Here is a 12,148-nt window from a genome sequence, read left to right as displayed (position 1 = left end):
CCGCCTTTGTCCGACATCGTCCGCTTCTCGGTCTCGCTGGAGGCCGACCTGCTCGCCAGGTTCGACGACTATTGCCGCGACCAGAGCTTGCCGACCCGGAGCGAGGCGATCCGCCAGCTCCTGCATGAGCGGCTCAATCGCCACGTCTGGCAGGGCGATGCCCGCGATGCCGTGGCCACGCTCACGCTCGTTTATGACCACCATCGTCCGCAGGTTTCCGAACGCCTGCGTGATATCCAGCACGAGCGAGTCGACCGGGTCGTCTCCACGCTGCACGTCCACCTCGACCACGATCGCTGCCTGGAAGTCATCATCCTCCGTGGCCCGGCCGGCGAGCTCCAGGAACTCTCCACACGCCTGAAGGCCCTCAAAGGCATCCAGGTCGGCGAGATCACCGTCGCCAGCGCCAGCCAGCAGGATCAAGGGACGGACGGGGCCGACGACGCAGGCGATTCGCACGGCCATGGCCACAGCCACGGTCACGCCCATCCCCACGAACACTGATCTCTGGTTCTGGGCACCTGTCCGTCGTCGGGTGGAAATGCCCAGATCGAGTGCTAACGCGATTCGGCCACCACGTCGAGCAATGCTTCTTCGTCAATGATCTCGTTGACTGGCTCGACGGCCGTGTCGGGCTCACCGGCGACGACCTGGGCTTGCATGACATTCTTTTGGCGCCGCTCACGCGCCCAGCCCAGCATCAGATGCAGCCCGATTGCTTCCAGGATGAAGCAGGCGAAGAGGAAGATCGAGGCGACGGAGAGATACAGAGACGGCACAGGCGGCTCCGGGGTCTCGGTCATCGTCCAGGGGGATCGCTCGGGGGATGTACGCTTCCCGGGTCATTCCCCATTCCCACTGCCTCTAATTTTAGCCGGGCGGGCGAATACCGAATAGCCCAGGCTCAAGATTGATGCGATCGGGGTGCCTAGGTTCCCTTCAGAACGGCACCGCGACCGCACCCTTCGCCTTCGCGGGCGCCGGCCGGGCACCGGGGCCGGGCCGGGCCGAGGGGGCCTTGGCTCGGGGCGCGGCACTCCCGGGCGCACCGATCGGTGCAACTCCGGCGGCCGTCGCCGGCGCCAGGATCCGGGCCGACTCGCCGCGGTCATCCGGGTTGGGGGCAACCCCCTCGACGACGGCACCCGTGCCGTCGGCGTCCGCCCTGTTGAACCGGACGAGCGTGCCGGGACGGAGCGCGACCGACGATCCGACGATCAGGGTATCCGACCTCCGTAATGGCCCGGAGATCTGGGTGATGTCGGCCGTCGGGCTGCCCAGGACTTGCACCTGGATGTCGACGACCGTCTCGTTGCGAAGTATCTGGATGGTCCCTTCCCGCCCGTCGGTCCCCCCGCTCCTGACCGCCGAGGTGGGCACCGACGCGACCGGCAGCCTGGGGAGGAACGGCCCTTCGGCACGCTGGCCAGCATCGAGCTTGCCGTCGGTGTTGGGGATGAGGACCCAGGCGGCGACCGGGGGCGTGGCCAGGTCGCGCAAGGCGGAGAACGACTCGGGCAGCGGGATCGTCGCCTGCACCTTGCCCGTCGCAACCTGCCCCCCCACCTTCACCTCGACCTCCGCGCCCGGCCTGGCCGAGGCCCTGTCCAGGGGGATCAGGGCACGCAGGCTCGACGTATCCGCCAGCTCTAGCACCGCCGCGCCCCGCGAGAGGTACTGCCCCGCGCTGACGCCCACCCCCAGCACCGTGCCCGCGAAGGGGGCCCGCAGGCTGCACCGGTCGACCTGCAACTGGGCCAGCTCCTGTCTCGCCTTGGATGCTTCGAGCCGCGCCTCGGCCTGGGCGGCCAGAAAGCGATCCCCTTGCTTGACCTCGTCGAACGCGGCCTGTTGCTGCTTCACCTCGGCCTGGGCGATCTTCAGGTGAGCCGCCGACTCAACCCGGTCGACAAGCGCCAGCTCCTGAGACTCGCGCACGACGGTGCCTACCTGCGCGGGGAGCGAGCGGATCACGCCGTCGAGAGTGGTCACCACCGTCACGCGCCGATACGGCTCGGTCACGGCCGGGACCGCGAACTTCTCGGGCGAGACCGGATCCAGCGGGCCCGTCTCCACGCGGGCCATCGTCTCGCCTGCCCCCCCCTGCTGCGCCGCGGCCAGCCCGGCCCCGACGACGACCAGGGCCACCCCGACGACGGGCACGCACCAAGACCTGACCTGACGCATGGTGTGGAGCCTCCGGACGGATGGGCCCGAGGAACGTCGGGTGAAATGCGGTTTCGCAGCAAGACACGGGCCGGGCGTCGTTACGCCCGCGCGTATGCTACGCAAATCGGGTTCGCCCTGGATAGATGTTCCCGCGTGCCCGGTGCTTAACGGCGTCCGCTCCCGCGTACCGCCCGGAACGTCTCGCCGGCCGGGATCGGGCCCCACGACTCGCGCAGGCCGTCGGGCCAGTCGACATCCAGCCGGTCAACTTGCCCCGCGTCCCCCAGCCCGACGGCAATCACCCGCGAGGAGGCCGAGAGATAGCTTCCACCCGCCGTCACCCGCCGCCTCACCGCTCTCCCGCCCACATGGGCCGTCAGCCTGGCCCCGACCGACCCCCGAGGGATGAGGTCGATCGCGGCGAATCGGCCGGGCGTGCTGGCGTTGCGCAGCAAGGCGACGGGCGCATCCAGCGAGGCCATGACCGCGTCGGGCCTGCCGTCGCCGTCGAGATCCCCGACCGCCAGCCCCCTACCCAAGATCGGCCGACCAAACCAGGGGCCGCCGTCGGTCGGGCGGCCGACGAAGCCGAGGCCGGACCCCGCAAGCAGCGTCGGACGCATGGCGAACGGCAGCCCCAGGCGGGCACGGTCGAGCACATGCCCGTTGGCCTGGAGAAGGTCGAGCCGGCCGTCGCCGTCGAAGTCCTCCAACGCCAGGCCGAACCCGTTCACCCCGCGCGTGGGAGCCGCCAGCCCGATCGCGGCCGTCGAGTCGGCAAAGATCCCGGCCCCCACGGATCGGAATCCGACGGTCGACCGCCCATAAAAATTCGAGACCGCCAGGTCATCCAGGCCGTCGCCGTCCAGGTCGCCGACCGCCGTCCCCATGCCGGCGAGCGCCGTGCCCGACCCGTCGAACGCCACGCCGGAGGCCGCCCCGACCTCCTCGAACTTCAGATTCCCTTTGTTCTCGAAGAGCCGGCAGGCGGTGCCGTCGTTGGCCACGTAGACGTCGGGCCTCCGATCGCCGACGAGGTCGGCCACGACCACGCCGAGCCCACGACCTTCGGGAAGGTCGATCCCCGCGTCGTGCCCGACATCGGTGAACGTGCCGTTCCCGTTGTTGCGATAGAGGTGGTCGACCTGCGCCTCGAAATCCTCCGGCCCGCAGTAGTCGGCCCCGCCGTCGGGGGCGCGGCATGCGGGGGCCTGGGCGAGGGTGTAATCGAGATAGGTCGCCACGTAGAGATCCAGGTCGCCGTCCCCATCGAGGTCGGCGAACGCCGCCGAGGTGCCCCAGTCCGTCGAGGTCAATCCCGCGTCCCGGGTCACGTCCAAAAACCGCCCGCCCCCCTCGTTGCGGTAGAGCGTCTGCTCGCGCCAGCCGCTCACGAAGAGGTCGTCGCGGCCGTCGCCGTCATAGTCGCCGACCGCAACCCCCATCGCATATGAAGGCCCCGGCGCATGGGCCGTCCCGGTCAGATCCTTGAATTTCCACCCTCCCAGGTTGAGGAACAGCCGGCATGGCGACTCGTCCGGACCGGTCCCGATCGGCCCGCCGTTGCACAGATAGACGTCGAGCCGGCCATCGCCGTCGACGTCGATCAGGCCGACGCCGCCCCCCATGATCTCGGGCAGGTCGTGCCGGCCGCGCGAGCCGGCGTCGAACCGGAAGACCAGCCCGGCGCGGCCGGCGACCTCGTCGAGCCGGATCCCGGGCGGGGCGGGGTCCGGCTCGGCGAGGGCGACGAGCATGAGTATCAGGAGTTGGAGATGCATCGAGCTCCCGAGTTGCGGTCACTTGGCCTGCTGGATCTGCACGCCCTTGTCTTCGTTGTTGTATCGCTGCTGGAGCCGGTCCATCTGACGGACCCGATTCATGCCGTTCAGAATCTTCAGGTTCTGGTCGAGCGACTGCGACGCGCCCGGCATCCCTTCGGGCGCGGGCGGCGCGACGGTGAGGGGAACGTTCGGCGGCGTGGGGCCGACAGGCGTCTTGCCGCGGAAGAAGGCGTACTGCGCGGCCCCGCGGCGGACGACGGCGGTGACCCGGCCCCCCACCCCTTCGGCCGTGAAGACGCCCCGGAGGTCGGTCTGGCCCGAGAGGAAGGCGGCGTTCCGGTCTCCGATCACCTTGACCTGCACCTTGGGGACGAGGTCCTTGCTCGCCGAGTCCCGAACCGTCACCCGGACCCTCCCGGCCGCGGCGTCTTCCAGGGCTTCCACCTCGAGCGGGCTGATCAGGACGATGCCCGAGGTGTGCAGCTCGCCGCCGCGTGCCATCACCAGATAGGCACCTTCTTTCGTCAACGGCAGCTCGATCCGCCGTGATTTGTCGGCGTAATCGTCGCCGTCGCCCAGCTTGACGGTCACCTCGTGCAGCGGCTTGATCCCCGCCAGGTCGACCCCGGCGATGCCGTCCAGATTTCGCCTGGTCAGGTAGAGCCGCATCAGGTCGACCGGATAGACCTTCAGCTCGACCTCGGCGACGTTGCGATAGTCGAGCGTGACGCCCGGCTTGCCGGGGGCCTTGTCGTCGGCCGGCCGGATCACGACGACCTCGGGAAGTTTCAGGTCTTTGCGCTTGAACCCGTTGATCGCCTCGGCGGCGTCGCTGAACTTGTCGGCGACCTGCGTGTAGAACTCGATCGCCCTGGCCGGCTGGCGCCTCGCGTCGTAAATCTGCCCCAGGATATAGACCGCCTGCCACTTGTTGGGGCTCGGCTGGTCGACCCCCGCGGCATCCTTGTAGGTCGCCGCGTTGATCGACTCGGCCACGGCGATGGCCCGGTCATACTGGCCGAGCTGGAACCGGCCGAGGGCCTCGCTGTACTGGAAGCTGTCCAGGAAGGTGCTCTTGGGGTAGAGCTTGGCGAACCGCTCGGTCAGCTTCACCACCGACTCGAAATCTTCCAGGTCGAGGAAGGCGCCGACCAGTCCCAGGCTCGCCTCGTCAGCCATCGGGTTCTCGGGCGAGAGCGCGAGGAAGACCTGGGTGATCCGGATCGCCTGGAGCAGCAGCTCCGAACGGGTCACGCCGGCCTGCGCCAGCTCCTTGCGTAGCGCCGGCTCGGTCAGGGCACGCCCGGCGGCGTCGGCGAGCACTTGCGACAGGCCGAAGAAGTCACCCTGGATCGACGCGGTGTCGGGGTACTCGCGCCAGAGGTCCATCAGCATCGCCAGGCCTTCGAGCGTCCGACCACGCTGGCGGATCGCCTCTCCGACGCGTGCGTCCTCCAGGTAGCTCGCCTCGGCGATCGCCCGCCAGACGAGGTAAGCCCGCTCATGTTCATTGATGTCGCGATAGGCTCGCCCCACGACGAGGATCTCGTCGAACGGGATGACCAGGTCGGGGGCCTTCTCCTTGAGGACCTCGAAATACTGGACGACCTTGCGGGCGTCGTACGCCTTCACCGAGGCCGAGAGCAGCATCCTCGCGGCGTCACTGGCCACGTCATCCCGCAGCGTGTACCCGGCGAAGAGGGCCTCCAGAGGGGCCGCCGACTCGGCGATCTTCCCCTCGTCGAACAGGGCCTTGCCCCGGGCATACAACTCGTCCGGAGTCGGCCTGTACGGGTCGGTCGTCGGCTCTCCGGGGGCGATCACCGTGATCTCGCCCGGCTTGCCCAGGTGCACGCGACCCGGCTCGTAGGCGCTCCTGATCTTCGTGGGCAGGGTCCGATACTTGCCGGGCAGGTAGCCGGCAATGTCGTATTCGATGGTGCCCGGATAGTCGTCGGGCCCGAAGTAGAACGTGATCAAACCATCGGCATAGGTGTGGGACTGCGCCGACGACTTCACCGATCCATCGATGAGGGTGGTGCCCGCGGGCAGCGTGTCTTCCAGGATCAGGAAGTCGCGGCGCCAGGCCTCGACTCCCCCGTTCTGGTTGCGCCTGGCCTCGATGTGGACCCTGGCGCGACCCCCCGAGGCGACCTGGCTCACCGTGTTGCGGAATCCCTGCGCATTGAGCGCGACCCCGAAGCCGGCGGCAATCGGCCGGCCGTTGAACTCGGGGTCCGCGGGGGTGTAGACACGCTCGGCGACGGAGAAGGGCTGGCGGGAATTCTGGTCGGGGCCGAAGTCGCGGGTGAATCCGGTCAAGGTCACCGAATATCCATACGTGCCTCGTCCCTCGATGTCGAACCTGACCCGGTTGCTCCCCGCGGCCTTGATGGCCTTCGCCGGCACGAGCAGGGCCTTTCCCGTCGCGACGCCGGTGACGTCGGCGCGGTGGACCTCGACGTCATTGACGGTGATGACCAGTCGATACCGGTCTTCGGAGTCGGCGGCCCGTCCGTGATAGGCGGCGAGAGCCGCGAGCGCGAACCCTTCGGCCTTCTCCGGACGCCATCCGAAGCCCGTCCGGTGCGCCTCCAGCCAGCGGACCGCCCCCTCCAGTTGTGCGGCGCCGGGTCGGGCCGCGGCATAGGCGAGCGCGGCCAGGGCGGTGCTCTCCGTCGGGCCCGCGTGGCCCCGGCCGACGGTGCCTGGCCAGAAGATCCGGGGCTTGTCGCCGGGGGCCCCCTGCTCCTGCTTCGCCCGCGTGCCGAGCACGTCCAGAATCTCGCCGGCCAGCGCCACGCGGTCGAGATTCACCAGGGTCAGGGCCAGATACGCGAGCGCCGAGTCGGGCAGGCCTTGCCGCAGGCGGTTCAGGCTGTTGGCGGCCTCGAACGTCGCCTTGCCGTGCGCGCTGAGGGCGTGCAAGATCGCCGCCCGGGCCTCGTGGTCGGCCGGTTCGACCTTGCCGATCTCCTGGGCCAGGTACGTCGTCGCACGCTCGGACGCCGCCGGGTCGCTCAGCAGGCCCAGCTTGCTGGCGGCGGCGAGTGCCAGGGTGACATGGGCGGAGGTCATCCGGTCGCCGGGCCGAACCTTGCCTTCGATGATGGGCCCGGCCACCCACGGCCAGCCGCCGTCGTCATTCTGCGCGGTGATGAGTTCGGCGACCAGGCCGCGAATCCGGCCCACCAACCGGCCCGCCTCGGGGGCGTCCTGCGCCTTCGTCGCATTCAGGTATTTCAGGACCGCCGCGGCCCCGATCAGATCCGACGCCCGGTCGGCCAGCGTGTTCGACGGCGGGGGCATGATCCGGTCGGAGACGAATCTCGGCATCGGCATGAATTCGCGCTGCATGGCAAGCTCGATGAGCATGCGTTGCACCGTCGGCGAGACCACGACCAGCATCTCGGCGTTCTCGTACGCACGCCCCTCGGGCAGGCCCACGATGGCCGTCGAGTCGTTCGACGACGTGCCCGACGCCGACGCGATCGCCTGCACCCCCCACGGCCGGACCGGGACCTCGACCGTCAGTTCATCGGCCTGGTCCCCGACCTTGACCGAAGCGGTCAGCCGTACCTGGTCGGACTCGGGGACCTCGAATCCCTCGAACAGGATCTCCTCGACGCCGTCGCCGGTCAGCTCGATCTCGCGTGGATACGACGTCTCGCGGTCGCCCGCATAGGCCTTGAGGATCAGAGAGGCCTTTCCCTTCACGCCGTTGTGATGCAGTTGCGCGACGAACCGGGGGGAGTCCCCCTGCGTGAGCGTGGCGGGGACTTTCAAGTCGACGAACACATCCTTGCGCACCACCAATGAGGCCGTCGTCTGGCCGACGAGCGTGTCGGCCCCGGTCACCCCCTTCGCCGTGAAGCGGTATTCGGACAGCGCCGCGGGCGCCTTGATCGTGAGCGTCGCCTTCCCCTTCGCATCGGTGACGACGGCCGGATTCCAGTAGGCGGTCTCGACGAACTGCTGTCGCGGCTCCACCCCAAGCTTCTGATCCCGCGCGAACAATTGTCTTGCTTCCGCCGGGGCGTTCTCCCCGAGTGCGGTTTCCATCTCCACCGCTCTTCTCCCGAGTACCGGGAGTCCGTTGGCAGGAATCGACGCCGACATGTTGTCAACCGATGACGACGAGTTGTCGTAGACCAACCCCTCCTTCGATTTCTTTCCCATCCTGCCCATCATTCCGCCCATTCCACCGCCCATTTCGCCTTTGCCCGCCATCCCCATGCCCATCATCGGAGCCATCGCCGGGGCAGGCATGTCGCCTGCCACCTGCAACTGGGCCCGGTTGATGATGGCGGCCTTGGAGGCCTCGTTGGCGGCGAGCGCCGCGGCCGATTCCATCTCCTCGACGACCGCCTCGGGGACGGGCACGGTCTGGGGGGCGTCGCGGAATGTATTGGTGGCCGCGGTGGTAAACGCATTGGTGCGCGACTGGTTATAGAAATGTTCGCTAATTGGCGACGACGTGTCGGGGAACCGCCGCAACAGGGCGCGGTCGACCAGCGCCAAGGAAAGCTCCGCGGCGACCGGCTTGCCCAGCTGGTCGACGGTCGTCACCTCGACCTCGATTTCCTCGCCGGGCCTGGCCGAAGGCCGCTTCGGCTCGATCCGCACGACCAGCTCGCGCTCCACCTTCAGGTCGAGCCGCGCCTCGTCGAACCGGGTGTCCACCATCCTTGCGGCGGTCAGCGTGAAGTTGGGGAACTCGGCCCCGTCCACGTCCCAGGTCAGCGGGTTGTCCCCTTCGGCGATCGTCTGGACCTTGTAACGCAGGACCCGATCGGCCTCCCAGGCAAGCAGCGCCGTGCCGGCCTTGGACCGCGAGTGCAGGTTGATCGACGCCTTCTCTCCCACCTTGTATTGCGTCCGATCGGCGATCAGTCGCAGCTTCGTCTCGTCCTTCTTCCCCGAGACGGTGACGACGCGATCGGCCACGATCGGGTTGTCGAACTGATCCACGCCCGAGGCCCGCAGCACGTATGTGCCTCCGTCAATGTCGTCGATCTTCAGGGGCGCCGTCCCACGCCCGGAGGCCGTGTCGGTGGTCACGCTGGCCGTCGAGATCTCGCGCTCGGCGACCACCGAGCCGCGTGTCACCTGCTTGAGCACCGAGACCTTGACGGCACGACCCGCGGGCTTGCCCTGGGCGTCGACCGCGATGACGTCCAGTCCGAACGACTCGCCATCGAGGTAAACCGTCCGGCGCGTCTCCAGCGATAGGCGGAACCCCTGGACGGCCAACCGGACATCGGCCGCGGCGGCCACGTCATCCTGCGGCAGCCGCGCGACGATCCTCAGGGCCTGCTCCTCGGCAAATCCGTCCGTGGCGAACTCCACCGCGAACGCGCCCGCCGCGTCGGTCGAGCCTGCCACCGTCCGGCCGTCCGGCAGCGTCACCTCGATCGGCCGCCCGGCCGCCGGCGACCCGTACTGGTAGCTCGCCACGGCCTTCGCCTTGACCGACTCGCCCCGGATGTAGACCGTCTTCGGCAGGTCGATGCTCAGGGTGATCTTCTCCAGCTTGTACGAGTCCACCCGGAAGCCGCCCGAGAAGTCGCCCCGTCCGGGCCTCGAAATTCGCACGCGGTAGTCGCCCACCGGGGCCGACTCGTCGAGCGCAACCCTCTCGTGGAACGTGCCGAACGCCGAGAGCGTCGCCGGCCTGGAGAGTAGCAGCCTCCCCCGGCTGTCGGTCACTTCCAGGGTGTAGGCGATGCCCGCCGGATTCTCATATTGCCCATCCTTCACCTCGCGTACCACGCCGCGAAGCTCGACCGACTGCCCGGGCCGATACGCCGGCCGATCGGTGTAGAGATAGGCACGCGCGGAGAGCCCTTGCGCCACCTCGCCTGGGACGCTCAGGCCCGATCCCGCCGCGTCGGGCCCGTCCAGGACCAGATAGGTCAGGCTCGACCCCGGCCCTCGCGGTTCCTTCCAGCTCGAGAGCAGCACGCCATCGGGCCCCGCCTTGGCGTCCAGGATCACCGCGCCGCCGTCGGAGACCAGCACGCGTGCTCCGGCCCGCCCCTTGCCAGTCTTCATATCCTGCGCGAAGACCAGGATCTGATCGCGCGAGGTCTTCACGATCGCGTCGAGGTCGCTGCCCAGCACCAGGGTCGTCGCTTGCAGGTGCTTCTCGTCGGTCACCCGCACCACGTACACGCCGGGCAGGGTCAGCTTGGGCAGGGGATAATCATGTTCCAGGGTCTTGAACTTGCCGTAGCCGGCCACGGGCACGGTCCACTCGGCGTCGGGGGCGACCAGTCCGATGTCCAGGCCGGCGATGTCTCGCTGGAGGCCGTGCTTCTTGCGGAAATAGGCCTCCGCGTCCAGCTTGTAGGCGGTGAAGGTCAGCGTCTCCAGGTTGCGCGTGGTGACCTTCAATGAGGCGGCCTCGCCCGATCGATAGGCCTTCGGGCTGATGACCTGGAGGTGCCGCGACTCCATCACCGCGATCCGTGCTTGGGCCTGTTGCGCCCAGGGGGATACGGAAATTTTGCGGTACAGGTCGACCGCAGCGGCGGGGTCTCCCTTGTCAACTTCGCGGATGCGAGCAATCTCGAACTGGGCGTGCGCGGCCGGCTCGATGTCGGGGAACCTGCTGAGCAGGGGCTCCCAGGCGGCCACGGCGGCGTCGGGCTTCTTCTCGGGCAGGAACGACTCGCCCACTCGGAAGAGCAGGCTCGGCACGCGCGGGTCCAACGGGTTCTGGGCCGCGAAGGCGGTCCAGGCGGCGCGGGCCTTGTCGTAGGCTTCGCGCCTGGCGAGGTCGTCGGCGATGGCGAGCTGCGTGTCCAGGATCAGGCGCTGGGCGTCGGCGCTCTGCGGGCCGTCGGGGAATTTGGCCAGGTAACCCTTCCAGGCCTCGATCGCATCGGCGAACTTCCCCTGCTGCTGGAGGACCTGGCCCACCTGGAACGTCGCCGTCGGGGTCAGGGCGGCAAGCTCGCGCCTGGCCTCGTCGGACTCGGCCTTGTAGCCGTCCCCCTTCAGGAAGGCGAGGAAGGCGGTGTAAGCCTCCTGGGTCTTGCCTCGCGAGAGGTACGACGCGCCGATGTCGTAGGCCGCGCGAACCGCCTTGGGATGCGCCGGCGCCGCGGCCAGGAAGCGGCGGAGGGCGGCGACGCCCAGGTTGAGCTGGGTGTCGTCGGCGGGAGCCGGGATGCCGTGCGTCCGGGCGATTCCCAGCAGGGCGCGGGCACGCAGCTCGACCAGGGGCGCCTCGGTCTTGCCGGCGAGGTCGCGGGCCAGGTCGGCCCAGGCGAGCCGGGCTTGCAGCGGCTGGCCGGCGTTCAGCTGCGCATCGGCCAGTTCAAAGCGTGCCTCTGCGGCATCTGCCCCCGCGGGCTTGGCGCTGACATAGGCCTGGAAGTCGGCAATGGCTCGCGGCAGGTTGTTCGCCTGGCGGCTGGCGCGGGCCTTGGCCAGCAGCAGCCTGGCTCGCAGGGCGTCTCCCCTGGCAAGCTGGCGGGCCTGATCTAGCAGGGCGTAGGCCGACTCGGGATCGGCCGGCGTGATCGGATCGTCGGGTTTGAGCAGAGTTTTGGCGAAGTTCTCATAAACGACCGCCAGCCTGTCCTTGCGGTCGCCCGCCAGCAGGCCCTGGGCCTCCTCGCGGGCCAGGGCCTCGGCCGCGGCAAACTTCCCCTCGGCCACCTCCAGCGTGGCCAGCTCGAACCGGAGCTTGGCGGCCCAGGGCCCCTTGGGTGCCCCCTCGATCGCCTTGGTCAGCGTGCCTCGGGCCTCGGCCTTCTTCCCGCCCAACCGCTGGGCAATGCCACGGATTAGGGAAAAATAGGCCTGATCCTCGGCTTTCGCCTCCCCTTCCATCCGCACGAGCGACGTCGCAGCCTGCTCATACCGCTTCTCCTGCATCGCCGCGACCACATCGGCGGGAAGCACCGGGGCCACCGGCTCGATGGCCCGATGCGCCGGATTGGGCGCGGGCGCATCGGCACCCAGCATCAGCGAGGTGGCGAGCACCCCCGCGGCGAATGAGAGAAACGACCCGACGATCCGTCGTGCCACGGCTGGCTCCTCATCGAAGGGGGGTGGCGCACGCAAGGTGCGCCGGCGAAGTGCGGCACGCGGCCCCTCGCGGCCGCGCACACCCCCTTATAGACGATCCAGCCACCCAGATCTTAGGGGCTACCCCCCAACTTCTTCTTCGCCAGCCTTTCTCT

General features: G+C 68.9%; 5 protein-coding genes. 1 reads left to right on the top strand and 4 read right to left on the bottom strand.

All coding sequences use genetic code 11. The features are described 5' to 3' along the window. Positions 1-6: 6 nt before the first annotated feature. The gene (nikR, locus tag EP7_RS10635) at positions 7-504 is read left to right on the top strand and encodes a nickel-responsive transcriptional regulator NikR (RefSeq protein ID WP_463527830.1); all 498 of its coding nucleotides are present in this window, start codon (positions 7-9) and stop codon (positions 502-504) included. A gap of 53 nt (positions 505-557) precedes the next feature. Here nikR and EP7_RS10630 read toward each other — a convergent pair whose 3' ends face one another. The 4 genes from EP7_RS10630 to EP7_RS10615 all read right to left on the bottom strand — a co-directional run bounded on the left by EP7_RS10630 (position 558) and on the right by EP7_RS10615 (position 11,993). Further along, positions 558-803, bottom strand: a complete 246-nt coding sequence (locus EP7_RS10630; protein WP_463527829.1) for a hypothetical protein — start codon at positions 801-803, stop codon at positions 558-560. A 136-nt stretch (positions 804-939) separates the two neighbouring features. Beyond that, a complete protein-coding gene (locus EP7_RS10625; protein ID WP_463527828.1) occupies positions 940-2,187 on the bottom strand; it encodes an efflux RND transporter periplasmic adaptor subunit in 1,248 nt (415 codons plus the stop codon). A gap of 146 nt (positions 2,188-2,333) precedes the next feature. Then, positions 2,334-3,950 carry a CRTAC1 family protein gene (locus tag EP7_RS10620; RefSeq protein ID WP_463527827.1) on the bottom strand — a complete coding sequence of 539 codons (1,617 nt, stop codon included), beginning with the start codon at positions 3,948-3,950 and terminating at the stop codon, positions 2,334-2,336. 18 nt (positions 3,951-3,968) lie between these two features. Beyond that, positions 3,969-11,993, bottom strand: coding sequence for an MG2 domain-containing protein (locus tag EP7_RS10615; protein ID WP_463527826.1), 8,025 nt, complete (start codon positions 11,991-11,993; stop codon positions 3,969-3,971). Positions 11,994-12,148 lie beyond the last annotated feature (155 nt).

The organism is Isosphaeraceae bacterium EP7, assembly GCA_038400315.1.
Classification (GTDB): Bacteria; Planctomycetota; Planctomycetia; order Isosphaerales; family Isosphaeraceae; genus EP7.
Note: the sequence above shows the minus strand (reverse complement) of the source record. Positions and strands in the feature narration are given on the sequence as shown.

What these genes read in the sequence shown, in the direction of transcription:
- EP7_RS10625 (WP_463527828.1), bottom strand. Translation starts at nt 2,187, where the DNA reads ATGCGTCAGGTCAGGTCTTGGTGCGTGCCCGTCGTCGGGGTGGCCCTG.
- EP7_RS10620 (WP_463527827.1), bottom strand. Translation starts at nt 3,950, where the DNA reads ATGCATCTCCAACTCCTGATACTCATGCTCGTCGCCCTCGCCGAGCCG.
- EP7_RS10630 (WP_463527829.1), bottom strand. Translation starts at nt 803, where the DNA reads ATGACCGAGACCCCGGAGCCGCCTGTGCCGTCTCTGTATCTCTCCGTC.